This is a genomic window from Curtobacterium sp. 9128, from assembly GCF_007673775.1.
Lineage (GTDB): Bacteria > Actinomycetota > Actinomycetes > Actinomycetales > Microbacteriaceae > Curtobacterium.
The window spans coordinates 58752-72725 of sequence record NZ_VEAF01000007.1 but is presented as its reverse complement, the minus strand read 5'-3'; the positions used below and the strand labels follow the sequence as shown (position 1 = coordinate 72725).

The window sequence follows — 13974 nt, the reverse complement described above, 5'->3', positions numbered from 1 at the left end:
GTCGCCGAGCGTACGCGGAGCGGCATGGGCCCAACCGGGTCCGGCGCGTCCCCCGGGGTCAGGAAACGCGCGCGGCGGCGCTCAGGGCACCGACGGCCCGGAGGATGACGCCCATGTCGTCGACGGCGCGCTCGGGGTCGACCGGCGCGAACCCGGTGAGTGCGGCGCCGACGAGCCGTCGACCCCGCGTCGCCGCCTGGATCCGCTCGACGAGCGCGGCACCGTCGATCCCGAACGGCACGGGCTCCAGCAGCCCGTCGAGTTCGGAGGGGTCGAGGACGTCGAGGTCGACGTGCACGTAGACGGCGTCGGCTCCCGTGGCGGCCACGGCATCGGCGACGGCGTCGGGTGTCGCGGCGTCGACGTCGAGGTGCGTGATCCCTGCCCGGACGATCGCGTTCGACTCCGCCTCGTCGATGCCACGGATCCCGGCGAGGACGACCGAGGACGCCGGGACGACGGGCAGCCCGGGGAAGAGCTCCGACGGGCGATCAACGAGGACGCGGAGCGCGGCGGTCTCGGCGGCGATCGGCTGCGCCCGGTTCAGGGCACGGTAGCCGCTGGACCCGGAGATGCGGACGAAGGCCGTCCCGGGGCCGACGGCGACGCTGCCGCCGAGTGCGCTCGCTCCGTCGCCGCCGATCACCAGGACCGGCTCGGATGCGATCGCGGTCTCCTCGGCGACACGCTCGGCGACGTGGAGCACCGAGGTGTACCGGGCGATCGCGGTCTCGAGGCGGTCACCCGCGCCTGCGGGGACGTCGACGACGGTGGTGGCGGCACGGGGGAGGTCGGCTGCGATGGCTGCTGCGCCGTCGCCGAGGCGCATCGCGCGCGACGACGCCGAACCCTGCCACTGACCGACGACGAGGAACTGCATGGTCCCAGTCTGGCAGGCGGGTCCGGCGTCGTCAGCAGTGCGTCGCCGGTTCAGCTCAGAGCGTCGAGGAGCCGCCGGACTTCAGCGCCGCGAGACGGGCCTCGACCTCGGCGTCCTTGCCGACGTCCTCGAGGCTCTCGAACTGCGAGTCGAGGCTCGACGCCTGGAGCTCCTGCTGCCCGATCACCTTCGCCTCTTCGCGGCGGACCTTCTCCTCGAAGCGGGCGAGGTCGCTCGTCGGGTCGGTGATGTCGATGTTCCCGATCGCGTCGTTCACCTTCGACTGCGCCTCGGCGGTCTTGGCGCGGGCGACGAGGCTGTCGCGCTTGGACTTCAGCTCCTCGAGCTTCTGCTCCATGTTCGTGATGCCGGCCTTGAGCTTCTCGACCTGCTCGTTCTGCGTGGCGAGGGGAGCGGCGTTGTCCTTGACCTCCTGCTCGGCCGCGATCTGCTTGCCGATCGCGATCTTGGCGAGGTTGTCGAACTTGTCGGCGTCGGCGGCCTTGCCCTCGGCGCGGTAGCGGTCCGCCGCTGCCGAGGCGGTGCTGGCCTTCTGCCCCCACTCCTGGGCGGCCCTGACGTCCTCCTCGTTGTCCTGCTCGAGGAGTCGGAGGTTGCCGATGGTCTGGGCGACGGCGCTCTTGGCGTCGGCGATGTTGTTCGTGTAGTCGCGCACCAGCTGGTCGAGCATCAACTGCGGGTCCTCCGCGTTGTCGATGAGCTGGTTGATGTTCGCTCGGACGAGCGTGGAGATGCGACCGAAGATCGACTGCTTGGCCATTGCTGTTCCCTTCCTGGGGTGTGGTCGTGCCGGGTGAGTTGTCGTGGGCGTCGTCAGAAGCGGCCCCCGCCGGAGAAGCCGCCGCCGCCGCCCCCGCCGCCGCCCCCGCCGCCGCCCCCGCCGAAGCCACCCCCGCCGAAGGAGCCGCCGCCGAAGCTGCCGCCCCGTCCGCCGAGGAGCCCGCCGAGGACGATGCCGGTGACGAGGCCGCCGAGTTGCGCCCCGTTCCCGCCACCCCCGGCGCCGGGCCAGCCGCCCATGTCGTTGCCGGCTTCGTCCATCGCGGCGGCGGCGTACTGCTCCGCGGCCCGTGCTGCCTGCAGTGCCCGCTGCGGGTCGGTCGTGGCGAGCTCGACGGCGTCGTCGAGTGCGCGTTCGGCCTCGGAGAGGCGCGTCCTCGCGGTCGGGCCGACACCACCACGGCGGAGCGCGATGAACTCCCGCGCCTGGCTGATCCTGGTCCGGGCGTCGCGGAGTGCCGCGTCGAGCGCCCGCACCGCCCGCTCGTGCTGCTCCGCGGCGCTGCGGGCCGAGGCGAGTGCGGCGTCGATCTGGGTGTTCGCCCGGGTCAGGGCGTCGACCGCGGCGATCGGGTCCGCCGGGTCCAGCTGCTCGCGGAGGACCGTCTCGGCGGTGACCACGGCGGCGGCGAGGTCGGGCCCCGAGGTCCGCATCGCCCGTGCCGCCGCGACGTCGCCCTCGATGTCGGCACGCATCGCATCGGCACGCGCGGCGGCCTCGCGGAAGGCCGCCTCGGCGCCCGTGGCGGTCGCGGTCAGCTGCTGCACCTGGGCGAGCGCATGCTGGGCATCCCGCACGGCGACGACGGCCTGCCCCTTGTCGCCTGCTGCGAGCGCGGCGTCGGCGGCGCGGGACCGCTCGGTCGCGAAGTCGAGGACCTGGCGCGCCTGGTCGACGCTGTCCGCGACGGTCGCCAGGGTCCGGCCGCGGTAGGTGGCACGGACGCGTTCGAGCGCGGCGGCGGCGTCGGTGACGGTCGCGGGAGCGGTCTCGAGTGCGGCGTGCAGGGCGGTCGCGGCGCTCTCGACGCCGTCCTCGAGCGAGCGGAGGTGGTCGAACGCGTCGGTCTGCTCCTCGATCGCCGCGTGCGTGCGTTCGCAGATCGCGATGATCTGGTTCGCCCAGTCGGCGCGCTGCTGCGGGGAGTCGGGGACCGCGTCGTCGAGCTGCTGCTGGAAGGTGAACGCCGTGCGGACGTCCCGCTTCGCCGCCGTCACCGCGTCCGCGAAGGGCTTCGCCGCGTCGGCGCCGAACTGCGCCGTCGCGAACCCGACCTCCTGCTCGGCGGTGCGGAGTTCGTCGTCGATCGTGACGAGCGCTGCGCCCGCCGTGCGTTCGAGTCCGGCGAGCGACTCCTGCTGCGCCCGGGTGGCGGCAGCGGTCCTGCGCTTGTTCCTGGCCCGCACCACGAGCACGGCGACCACGACGGCGATCACCACGAGGAGCAGCAGGATCCACAGCCACGTCAGGTCCGGCGGCTGCTGCGACTGCGCCAGGCCGTCCGCGAAGGCGGTGGCGGCGCCGGCCCAGTCGTTCGCCTTGAGTCGCGGCAGGAGGTCGTCGTCCACGGCGGTCTGGACGTCGCCGGCGCTGATCGCGGTCTCGTTGGTCTGTCGGACGTCGTAGTTGCGTTCGTCGACCGCGACGGAGAGCACGATGCTGTCGGTCTGGATCTGGTTCCGCTGCAGCACCGCCTGGCCCCACGCACTGTGGTCGGTCGGGTCCGTGAACTCCGGGACGAACACGACGTACAGCTGTGTCTTCGTCTCGGTGTAGAGGTCCGTGACCGCCTTCTCGACGTCGGACCGTTGCGCCGCGGTCAGGGCGTCTGCGTCGTCGAGGACGTAGGCGCCGCGCAGGTCGACGGGTGCCGTGGCATGCGCGGCGGCGGTCGGTGCGAACACGAGCAGCGCGGCGAGCAGCGCCGTGGCCAGTCGCGGCATCCAACGCCGCGGCGTCCCCCCGTCGATGGTCGCCCCGTTCGTGCTCGATCCACGCTGGACCGCTGGCATCCGTCCTCCGTCCGTTCCGACGAGGCGGCGGCCCGACGACCGTGGTGCCGACCGTCCGCGCGGCCGTGATGCCCGCGACGACACGGATCGGGTGCCCCGTCGCCCGGAGTCTATCCAGCGACCGCAGTGCTTCGTCCGGCTCGTGCAGCACCTGTGGAGAAGTCACACGGGCCGTCCGCGTTTGTCCCCCGGTCGGCGTAGGATGGGTGACAACCGTTTCGACGACGAAAGGGATCGATGATGGAACGAACGACCAGTACGGAAGTGGTCCCGCTCGAGGACGGGTTCCACCGGGTGTCGACGCCGGCCAGCGGGGTGATCGGGTTCGTCCGCGAGCACGACGGCCGCTACGAGGTCCTCCGCGGGCGTGTGCGACAGGCGACGCGGTCCGAGGGGCTCTACTCGACGATGAACGTCGCGCTCATCGCCCTCACCCACGCCTGAGCGTCCGATCCGCCCGGCCATCTGCACCCCGTAGGGTGCCGGTGTGGGTGATCCGGGCCTCCAGTCCGTACGGGTGCGCGTCTGCGCGGCCGGCGCGTCCCGACGGTCCGACCGGGAGGCACTCCTCGCCTTCCTCGCGGACGTCACGTCCGCGGATCCCGCCGCTGTCCTCGGTGGCCACCGGTGCAGGCACTGCGGCAGGACCGACCACGGTCGGCCGTGGGCGACGGTCCACGGCACCGCCGTCGGCGTGAGCCTGGCTCGGACCTCCGGCGTCGTCGCGTTCGCGGTCGGCGCCGTGCACCTCGGTGTCGACGTCGAACGGGTCTCCCGGGTGGCGGCGGCGCCCCTCGACGCCTTCACGCCGGGGGAGCTGGCTCGTGCGTGCGGCGACGATGCCCTGCTGGCGGCGTGCTGGGCGGCGAAGGAAGCCGTCCTGAAACGGGACGGGCGCGGCCTCCGGGTGGACCCCGTGTCGGTCGATGTCGACCTCGCGGCGGGGACAGCGACGTTCGAGTCGGCCGCACAGCTCGTGACGGTGGTGCGCCTGGACGACGACCTGGTGCTCGCCGTCGCCGCCGGCGGACTGCCGGTCACCCTCGACGACCGCCGACCGGACGACGCCGGGGCCGCGCGCGGTCCGGGCCAGGGCGGTCCGAGCTAGGGCAGTTCGGGGATCCCCGTGTCGTCGATCCACGGTGACACGACCGCACCGACCGCCGCGATGCTCCGGCCCGCCGCGGTCGCGAACGCATCGAGGACGTCGCTCGGGGTGACCGTACCGTGGCGGTGTCGTCCGGTGACGAGACGGAGTCCGTCGAAGAACGCGGCGTCACCGACGGTCCGTCGCAGCGCGTGCAGGGCGAGCGCGCCGCGCTTGTAGACCCGGTCGTCGAACATGTCGGCCGCGCCGGGGTCCGCCACCACGATGTCCTCGGGCTGGTCGGCGAGCCTCCGCCGGTACGCGGCTGCCAGGGCGTCCGCGGTGTCGCCGCCGCGGTGCTCCGACCAGAGCCACTCCGCGTAGCAGGCGAACCCCTCGTGCAGCCAGATGTCGCGCCAGCGGCCGAGGGTCACGGAGTTGCCGAACCACTGGTGCGCGAGCTCGTGGGCGATGAGCCGGTCCGTGCCGTGCTCGCCGTCGACGTGGTTCCGCCCGAAGACCGCCAGGCCGTGCGCCTCGAGCGGGATCTCGAGCTCGTCGTCCGTCACGACGACGCCGTACGCGCCGAACGGGTACGGCCCGAACCGCTCCGCGAAGAGCGTGAGCATCTCCGGGACCCGGCCGAAGTCGGTCTTCGCAGCCGCTGCGAGGTCCGCCGGGTGGTGCAGGGTGACCGGGACCTCGGCGCCGCGGAGGGCGTGCGTGCGGTACCGACCGATCTGCACCGTCGCCAGGTACGTCGCCATCGGCTCCGTGGTCGCGTACGTCCAGCGGGTGCCGTGGCCGATGCGTTCCCGGCCGAGCAGCTCGCCGTTCGCGACGACGTCGTACGCCGACTCGCAGGCGATCTCGATGCGGTAGGTGGCCTTGTCGTCCGGCCGGTCGTTGCAGGGGAACCACGACGGCGCACCCGTCGGCTGCGCGGCGACGATGACACCGTCGGTGAGTTCCTCCCAGCCGATCTGACCCCACGGGCTGCGGAGCGGACGCGGCGTGCCCCGGTAGCGGACGTGCAGGGTGAAGTCGCTGCCGGCGGCGATCGTCGTCGGAGGTGTGACGGTGAGCTTGTGCGCGGCGACGGTCGACTTCTTCGCGCGTCGACCGTCGACGTCGACGCGGTCCACGCTCAGCCCGTGCAGGTCCACGACGACCCGGTCGAGGTCGGCCACCGCGGTGGCGCTGATGGTCGCGGTGCCGTCGAGCCGGTTCGTCGCCACCCGGTAGTCGAGGCGGAGGTCGTAGTGGGTGGCACGCCAGCGACGGTCCCCACTGTGCGGGGTGTACGGGTCGGCTGCGTTCGTCGGCTTCACGGTCCGGTCAGTCTGTCACGCGGTCCACCGTCGACTCCCACGGTGCGATGGGGTTGCCGGCCCAGCGCGTCCCGCCGGGGACCTGCTCCCCGCGCATGACGAGCGACGCCGGGGCGACGGTCGCACCAGGTCCGATGCCCGCCGCGGGCAGGACGACGCTGTGCGGACCGAGGGTGCCACCGGCGTCGATGCGGACCTCGTCGAGCTGCATCACCCGGTCGTGGAACAGGTGCGTCTGCACGACGGTCCCGCGCGACACGGTCGCACCGTCGCCGATCGTGACGAGGTCGGCCTCCGGCAACCAGTACGTCTCCAGCCACGCGCCGCGGCCGATCGTCGCACCCAGGCTGCGCAGCCACGCCGCGAGCGCCGGCGTCCCCGGTGCCTGTTCGGCGAACCACGGCCGCGCCACGGTCTCCACGAACGTGTCCTGCACCTCGTTCCGCCACACGAACGACGACCACAGCGGGTGCTCCGTCGCGCGGATCCGGCCGACGAACACCCACTTCGCGACCGTCGACACGACAGCGGCGACCGCGCCGGCGACGACGAGGACCGGCGCCGCGAGGAGCACCGTCCACCCGATGCCGACGGCGGTCCACAGCGTCAGGAGCGCCCAGACGACCCCGAGGGCGATCGCGGCGGACACCATCGGCGCGACCACGCGCAGCACCTCCCAGCAGCCCCGCGCCACCCGGAGTCGGCGTGACGGGCGGAACGTGCGCTCCTCGTCGAAGGTCGTCGCGGCACGACGGAGCCGGACGGGCGGCGAGCCCAGCCAGCTCGACCCGCGCTTGGCCTTCTTCGGCACCGCCGACAGCACCGCGACGAGCGCCTCGCGAGGCACGCTCCTCCCGGCACCGGTCATGCCGCTGTTGCCGAGGAACGCCCGACGCCCGACCTTCGACCGACCGATCGTCACCCGCCCGCCCCCGAGCTCGTACGTGGCGACCATGGTGTCGTCGGCGAGGAACGCCCCCGAGGCGATCTGCGTCAACGACGGCAGCAGGAGCACCGTGGAGATCTCGGTGTTCCGCCCGACGCGTGCCCCGAGGAGCCGGAGCCACAGCGGCGTCACCAGGCTCGCGTACAGCGGGAACAGCAGCGTCCGGGCGGCGTCCAGCACCCGTTCCGTGCACCACGCCTGCCAGCCGATGCGGGAGCGCACCGGGTGCCGACCCGCGTGCAGCCGGATCCCGAGCAGGCGGACCGCCGCCACGACGAGGCCGGCGTACACCACCCCGGCGACGACGGTCGCGAGCGGGACGAACGCGAGCGCGTGCAGGACCGCGGCCCCGAGGGACGACGCACGGCCGACCAGCGCCGCGACGACGAGCACGCCCGTCGCGACACCGACGACGGGCAGTCCGGCCACGGCGACCGAACCGGCCCCGTACGCGACGAGCCAGCGGCGTCGGGCCGGGGGACGAGCCTCCCGGTCGTGCCGGGCCGAGCCGACGCGTTCCGCCGGCGAACCCGCCCAGCGTTCCCCGTCGGGGACCGGACCCGCGACCGCGGACCCCGCCTCGATCTCCGCACCCGCACCGACCGACGCACCGGGCATCAGCGTCGACCGACTGTGCACGACCGCATCAGCACCCACCGACACCCGACCGAGGTGGAACACGTCCCCGTCCAGCCAGTGCCCCGCGAGGTCGACCTCCGGCTCGACCGAGGCGCGCTTGCCGATCGTGAGCATCCCGGTGACCGGCGGCAGCGTGTGCAGGTCGACGTCCCGGCCGATCCTCGCCCCGAGCGCCCTGGCGTAGTAGCTGATCCACGGCGCACCCGCCGTCGACGGACCGTCCACGGCCTCCGCGATGCGCTCCGCGAGCCACACCCGCACGTGCATCGACCCACCACGCGGGTGCGCGCCGGGTCGGACACCGATGAGCACCAGCCGGACCAGGACGACGGTCACCGCCATCTTGCCGATCGGGGTCACGAACACCAGCAGCGCCGCGACGAGCACCGGAACGGGCAGCACCGGCAGGAACGGCAGTGTCGTGGCGTGCAGCACGCCCGCGACGAGCGCCGTCCACGTCAGCACCCGCACCCCGCGGAGCACCTGCACCGGCAGCCCGAGCAGCGTCATCACCACCCCGGTGACCGGCGGCGTGGGACGGACGTCCCGCTCGGCCGCAGCGACCGGACCCGACGCGTCCAGAGCATCGGCGAGCGCGCCGATCCGCGGGTGGTCGTACACGTCGGCGACGGTCGTGGTCGGGTAGCGCTCCCGGATCGCCGACACCAGCTGCGCCGCGGTCAGCGACCCACCACCGTGCGCGAAGAAGTCGTCGTCCACGCTCGTCACCGGGACCCCGAGGATCGCACCCCAGCGCTCCGCCACCCACGCGACCGTCGGCGGCAGCGCCGCCTCCGCACCGTCGGGACCGGTGAGCGGCCAGGGGAGTGCCGCCCGGTCGACCTTCCCCGAGGTCCGCGTCGGCAGACCGTCCACCACGGCGAGGAACGGCACGAGCGCCGCCGGCAGCTCCGCACGCAACCGGGCGTTCGCGGCCGCCGTGTCGATCGTCGCCCCCGCGACCGGCGCCACGTACCCGACGAGCACCTGGTTGCCCGCCGGGGTTCGCTGCACGACCGCGGCACCGCCGGCGACGTCGTCGAGCGCCTGGAGCGCCGCGTCGATCTCGCCGAGCTCGATGCGCCGACCGCCGAGCTTCACCTGGTCGTCCGCGCGCCCCTGGAACACCAACCCCTCGGGGTCGTACCGCACCAGGTCACCGCTCCGGTACGCCCGCTCCCACCCGAGCGAGGGGAACGGCGCGTACTTCTCCGCGTCCTTCGCCGGATCGAGGTACCGGCCGAGGCCGACGCCACCGATGACGAGCTCACCCACCGCACCCGGCGCGACCCGGGCGCCCTCGGCGTCCACGACCGCCAGGTCCCACCCGTCCAGCGGCAGCCCGATCCGCACCGGGGTCGACCCGTCGAGCAGCGCCCCGCACGCGACGACCGTCGCCTCGGTCGGCCCGTACGTGTTCCACACCTCACGGTCCCGGCTCGCGATCCGCGCAGCGAGCTCCGGCGGACACGCCTCCCCACCGAAGACCACCAGCCGCACCTGCTCGAGCGCGTCGTCCGGCCAGAGCGCCGCCAGGGTGGGCACCGTCGACACCACCGTCACGCCGTGCGCCACGAGCCACGGCCCCAGGTCCACGCCCGTCCGCACCAGCGACCGCGGCGCGGGCACCAGGCAGGCACCGTGCCCCCAGGCGAGCCACATCTCCTCGCACGACGCGTCGAACGCCACGCTCAACCCGGCCAGCACCCGGTCGCCCGGCCCGATCGGTGCGGCCTGCAGGAACATCCGCGCCTCGGCGTCGACGAACGCCGCAGCCGACCGGTGCGTGACCGCGACGCCCTTCGGGACACCGGTGGACCCGGACGTGAAGATCACCCAGGCGTCGTCCTCGACCGTCGGGGTGGCGGCGCTCGCCGCGGGGTCGACGACGTCGACCGGGTCGCCCTCCCGGGTGGAGAGGACACCGCCGGCGCCGATCACGCCGACGACGTCCGCCTCACCGAACACCAGGGCCGCCCGCTCCTCGGGGTCGTCCGCGTCGACCGGGACGTAGGCGGCGCCCGCGGCGAGGACCGCGAGGACGGACACGTAGAGGTCGCGGCCCCCGGACGGCACGCGGATGCCGACGCGGTCGCCGCGACGGACGCCACGGCGCGCGAGGTCGTCGGCGCGCTCGCGCACGAGGGTCACGAGGCTCCGGTAGTCGACGGCGCCGGCCGGGTCCTCGATCGCCAGGGCGTCGGGATGCATGTCGGCGGTCGCGACGAGGACGTCGAGCAGAGTACGCGGGGTGGCGGCGAGGGCGCCGCGGGCGAGTTCGTGCTGCGGGTTCCCGGTGGCGGTGGTCATCGAGTCCTCTTCCCGGCCGCGTGCTGGTCGACCGGCCCGTGATCCTAGGGGGCCGAGGTGTCCTGTTCGAGAACACCGGGTGCGCCGCCGACACCGACCGCGGCCCGCGCCGCGTCGAGCGCGGTCGCGACGCCGATCGCGTCCTCCAGCCCGTGCAGCGGCGAGTCGGTCCGACCCTCGGCGACGTACCGGGCGAGGGCCGTCGCCTGCCACGCGAGCCCCTGTCGACCGGTGAGCCCGGTGGGATCCGTCCACGGGTCCTCCCCACCGGCGTGGTGCAGTTCGAAGGACGCGGGGAAGACGAAGTGGTCGGTGTACCGGATGCTCGCGGCGCTCCCCGCGACCACGGCGAGGCCGGGTGTCCACGCCGCCATCGAGGTGGTCACCACGGCCTGCGCGCCACCGGCGGTGGTCGACACGGTGACGGACTGGAGGTCCACCCCGCTCGCCGAGACCGCTCCCGTCGTCCGACTGGTCACCGGGGCGCCGGTGGCGAACCGTGCGAACCAGTGTCCGTAGACACCGGCGTCGAGCAGTGCACCCCCGCCCGCCGCCGGGTCCCACATGCGGTCGGCGGGGTCCTCGGCACGCGGCCACCCGACGTCGACGGTCGCCAGCCGGACGTCACCGAGGACGCCGTCGGCGAGGAGCCGGGCGATCACGGTCGTGCCCGGCAGGTACCTGGTCCACATCGCCTCCATCGCGAGCACGCCGGCGGTGCGGGCGGCGTCGGCGATGCGTCGGGTGTCGGCGGCCGAGGTCGTCATCGGCTTCTCGACGAGGACGTGCTTGCCCGCGGCGACGGCCAGGAGCGCGTGCTCGAGGTGCTGCGGGTGCGGGGACGCCACGTAGACGACGTCGACGGTCGGGTCGGCCGCGAGAGCCTCGGCGCTCCCGTGGGCGTGGTCGACGCCGTGCCGTGCCGCGAACACCGCAGCGCGTTCCGGCGACCGGGACCCGACGGCGACGACGCGCTGGTCGGTGTTCGCGTGCAGGGTGGCGGTGAAGTCGTTCGCGATCTGCCCCGGACCGACGACGCCCCAGCGGAGGGTGGGTCCGCCACGGAGCGGTTCGGCGGTCGGTTCCGGGAAGACGAACATGACCGCGACGCTACCGCGCCCGGGCGGCCTGGGTCGGGCTGCGCAGCAGGCGATCGAGCGGCGCGTCGCGACGGCGTGGACGTGGCGACGGCGTTGCCGGTCGGCGGGGAAGTGACTGTGCCCCCAGGAGGATTCGAACCTCCGCCCCTGCCTCCGGAGGGCAGTGCTCTATCCCCTGAGCTATGGGGGCCCGGGGTGTCAACAACCGTAGCAGGTCCCGAGACCCCTCCGGGACCACCTGGCCCCCGAAGGACCAGACGGCCCGCAAGCCCGACTCGGAACGACAGTGTCGTCGTCGTACGACGTCGATCGTGTCGCTCCCTGCGCGCGCAATCGTTGCGAGCGCCGCGCGGCGACAGTGTCGTCGTCGTACGACATCGATCATGTCGCTTCGTGCACGCGCAACCACACCCGGCGGCCACGCGGTGCGCCCGGAAGCGCTCCTCAGCCGGCGGGCGTCGCGCTCGGCGTCGCGCTCGACGCGTCTCCGCCCCCGAGGGCCTCGCGGACGGCGTCGACCACGGGCTGCGCCGAGCCGGGCTCGGTGAAGAGCGTGGACGACGTCGTGATCCAGTACGGGTCGGCGAAGGCGTCGGCGCGACCGACGTCGTCCGTGAGCGAGAAGTAGCCCTCGACCCGGTAGGTGGGGACCGAGCCGCCGCGTTCGTACAGCGCGTCCTTGAGCGTCGTGAGCGACTTCTCAGGCAGGTCGGCGACCGCAACCGTGATCGTCGTCGACGTGTCCGACACCTCGTGGAACACGCACACGCGGCCGTTCTGCTGCGCGATGCGTGCGGGTGCCGAGCCCTTGGCGGGCTTCGCCGACGGGTCGAGTTCGAACGCCTGGCCGTAGACGGCGAACGTGTCGTCCGGCAGCAGCTCGGCACAGGTCTGGCGCACGTGCTTGCCGATCGGAGCGGCGGTGGCGGACGCGCTCGGCACCGCCGACGCCGTCCTCGTGGGGGAGCCGCCCGCTCCGCCGCCGGTGCATGCGGCGAGGACGAGTGCGGTCGGGACGGCGAGCGCGGCGACGCTGATCGCCCGGGCTGATCGTCGGGTGGTCATGCGGCCATGATGGTGCATGCCGGTGGGTGCGACCGGTGGGTGCGGCCCGCCCGGTAGACTCGTCCGCCGTGACTCCTGCCGAACTCTCCGCCGCGTACCTGTCGATCCTGACCGGGATCGTCGAGCGACGAGGTGCGTCCGACACCGTGACCGTCGAGGAGTCGCACGTCGCCCTCGAGCGCCCGAAGAACCGCGCGCACGGTGACTGGGCGTCGAACGCCGCGATGCAGCTCGCGAAGCGCCTCGGGACGAACCCGCGGGAGCTCGCGACCGAGATCGCCGGCGAGCTGACCGAGCTCGACGGTGTGGCGTCGGTGGACGTCGCCGGTCCCGGCTTCATCAACATCACGCTCGAGGCCGCCGCTGCCGGCGAGATCGCCCGCACCGTCGTCGATGCCGGCGACGCGTTCGGTCGCGGTGACCTCTACGACGGCGTCCGCATCGACCTGGAGTTCGTCTCCGCGAACCCGACCGGCCCCATCCACATGGGCGGCGTGCGGTGGGCGGCCGTCGGCGACAGCCTGGCCCGGGTGTTCCAGGCGCAGGGTGGCCTCGTCACGCGGGAGTACTACTTCAACGACCACGGCGCACAGATCGACCGGTTCGCCCGGTCCCTCGTCGCGTCGGCGCTGGGGGAGCCGGCGCCGGAGGACGGCTACGGCGGCGCCTACATCGCCGAGATCGCCGCGCGGGTGCTCGCCACGTTCGACGGGGACGTCCGTGACCTGCCCCGCGACGAGGCGCAGGAGATGTTCCGCCGCGAGGGCGTCGACTTCATGTTCGCCGACATCAAGAAGTCGTTGCACGACTTCGGCGTCGACTTCGACGTGTACTTCCACGAGAACTCGCTGCACGAGTCGAAGGCCGTCGAGCGCGCCATCGAGCGGCTCCGTTCGCTCGGCAAGATGTACGAGGCCGACGGCGCGCTCTGGCTCCGCACGACCGACTTCGGCGACGACCGCGACCGCGTCGTCATCAAGAGCGACGGCGAGCCCGCCTACATCGCCGGTGACCTGGCGTACTACCTCGACAAGCGCGAGCGCGGCTTCGAGCGGAACCTCATCATGCTCGGCGCCGACCACCACGGCTACGTCGGCCGGATGATGGCGATGTGCGCGGCCTTCGGCGACGAGCCGGGCAAGAACCTCGAGATCCTCATCGGGCAGATGGTGAACCTGCTGAAGGACGGGCAGCCGTTCCGGATGTCGAAGCGCAACGGCACGATCGTGTCGATGGAGGACCTCGTCGAGGCCGTCGGTGTCGACGCCGGCCGCTACGCCCTGGTCCGGTTCGCGAGCGACACCGCGATCGACATCGACCTCGACCTGCTCACGAAGCGCACGAACGACAACCCGGTCTTCTACGTGCAGTACGCCCACGCCCGCACGCAGTCGGTCGCGCGGAACGCCGCCGCGTCCGGTGTCGACCGCTCGGCCTTCGACGCCTCGCTCCTGACGCACGACACCGAGGGCGCGCTGCTCGGTGCCCTGGCGGAGTACCCCCGCGTGGTCCGACAGGCCGCGGAGCTGCGCGAGCCGCACCGTGTCGCGCGCTACATCGAGCAGCTGGCCGGGCTGTACCACCGCTGGTACGACGCCTGCCGCGTGACGCCGCTCGGCGACGAGCCGGTGACGGACCTGCACCGCACGCGCCTCTGGCTGAACGACGCGACCGGCCAGGTCGTGCGGAACGGCCTCGGCCTCCTCGGTGTGAGCGCCCCCGAGCGCATGTAGCGCGGCGCTGCACCGCGTTCCGGACACAGCACCGCGGACGTCCGCGGTGCTGTGTCCGGAACGCGGTTC

The 13974-nt window shown here is 73.3% G+C and carries 10 protein-coding genes and 1 tRNA gene; 3 read left to right on the top strand and 8 right to left on the bottom strand.

The features are described 5' to 3' along the window. Positions 1–58 precede the first annotated feature (58 nt). Genes FS641_RS15295 through FS641_RS18485 form a run of 3 tightly spaced genes read right to left on the bottom strand, consistent with a single transcriptional unit; the run spans position 59 to position 3694 of the window. Positions 59–880 (bottom strand): arginase family protein, encoded by an 822-nt coding sequence (locus tag FS641_RS15295; protein ID WP_144765358.1) that lies wholly within the window; start codon positions 878–880, stop codon positions 59–61. A 55-nt stretch (positions 881–935) separates the two neighbouring features. Further along, positions 936–1661 carry a PspA/IM30 family protein gene (locus tag FS641_RS15290; RefSeq protein ID WP_144765356.1) on the bottom strand — a complete coding sequence of 242 codons (726 nt, stop codon included), beginning with the start codon at positions 1659–1661 and terminating at the stop codon, positions 936–938. A gap of 53 nt (positions 1662–1714) precedes the next feature. Further along, on the bottom strand, positions 1715–3694 hold the full coding sequence (locus FS641_RS18485; RefSeq protein WP_144765354.1) for a YgcG family protein: 1980 nt from the start codon (positions 3692–3694) through the stop codon (positions 1715–1717). A gap of 240 nt (positions 3695–3934) precedes the next feature. Between FS641_RS18485 and FS641_RS15280 the strand changes: the two genes are divergently transcribed. Both FS641_RS15280 and FS641_RS15275 read left to right on the top strand, forming a co-directional pair. Beyond that, the gene (locus FS641_RS15280) at positions 3935–4138 is read left to right on the top strand and encodes a hypothetical protein (RefSeq protein ID WP_144765352.1); all 204 of its coding nucleotides are present in this window, start codon (positions 3935–3937) and stop codon (positions 4136–4138) included. 43 nt (positions 4139–4181) lie between these two features. Further along, positions 4182–4802: a 4'-phosphopantetheinyl transferase superfamily protein gene (locus tag FS641_RS15275; protein WP_144765350.1), complete on the top strand. Its 621-nt coding sequence runs from the start codon at positions 4182–4184 to the stop codon at positions 4800–4802. Here the strand turns inward: FS641_RS15275 and FS641_RS15270 are convergent. The 5 genes from FS641_RS15270 to FS641_RS15250 form a co-directional block, all read right to left on the bottom strand. Beyond that, complete coding sequence (locus tag FS641_RS15270; RefSeq protein ID WP_144765348.1) at positions 4799–6112, bottom strand: M1 family metallopeptidase; 1314 nt, start codon at positions 6110–6112, stop codon at positions 4799–4801. The two genes, FS641_RS15275 and FS641_RS15270, sit on opposite strands and share 4 nt — an antisense overlap. 7 nt (positions 6113–6119) lie before the next feature. After that, positions 6120–10007 (bottom strand): Pls/PosA family non-ribosomal peptide synthetase, encoded by a 3888-nt coding sequence (locus FS641_RS15265; RefSeq protein ID WP_144765346.1) that lies wholly within the window; start codon positions 10005–10007, stop codon positions 6120–6122. Positions 10008–10051: 44 nt separating this feature from the next. After that, entirely contained in the window at positions 10052–11107 is a 1056-nt protein-coding gene (locus tag FS641_RS15260; RefSeq protein ID WP_144765344.1) for a Gfo/Idh/MocA family protein, read from the bottom strand. A gap of 118 nt (positions 11108–11225) precedes the next feature. After that, positions 11226–11297: transfer RNA gene (locus FS641_RS15255), tRNA-Arg, on the bottom strand. A gap of 254 nt (positions 11298–11551) precedes the next feature. Then, positions 11552–12172, bottom strand: a complete 621-nt coding sequence (locus FS641_RS15250; protein WP_144765342.1) for a hypothetical protein — start codon at positions 12170–12172, stop codon at positions 11552–11554. 68 nt (positions 12173–12240) lie between these two features. Between FS641_RS15250 and argS the strand changes: the two genes are divergently transcribed. Further along, positions 12241–13905 (top strand): arginine--tRNA ligase, encoded by a 1665-nt coding sequence (gene argS / locus FS641_RS15245; RefSeq protein WP_144765340.1) that lies wholly within the window; start codon positions 12241–12243, stop codon positions 13903–13905. Positions 13906–13974 lie beyond the last annotated feature (69 nt).

Bases quoted from the DNA above. Each gene is read 5' to 3' on its own strand.
- FS641_RS15295 (WP_144765358.1), bottom strand. From the start codon at position 880: ATGCAGTTCCTCGTCGTCGGTCAGTGGCAGGGTTCGGCGTCGTCGCGC.
- FS641_RS15290 (WP_144765356.1), bottom strand. From the start codon at position 1,661: ATGGCCAAGCAGTCGATCTTCGGTCGCATCTCCACGCTCGTCCGAGCG.
- FS641_RS18485 (WP_144765354.1), bottom strand. From the start codon at position 3,694: ATGCCAGCGGTCCAGCGTGGATCGAGCACGAACGGGGCGACCATCGAC.
- FS641_RS15280 (WP_144765352.1), top strand. From the start codon at position 3,935: ATGGAACGAACGACCAGTACGGAAGTGGTCCCGCTCGAGGACGGGTTC.
- FS641_RS15265 (WP_144765346.1), bottom strand. From the start codon at position 10,007: ATGACCACCGCCACCGGGAACCCGCAGCACGAACTCGCCCGCGGCGCC.
- FS641_RS15260 (WP_144765344.1), bottom strand. From the start codon at position 11,107: ATGTTCGTCTTCCCGGAACCGACCGCCGAACCGCTCCGTGGCGGACCC.
- FS641_RS15250 (WP_144765342.1), bottom strand. From the start codon at position 12,172: ATGACCACCCGACGATCAGCCCGGGCGATCAGCGTCGCCGCGCTCGCC.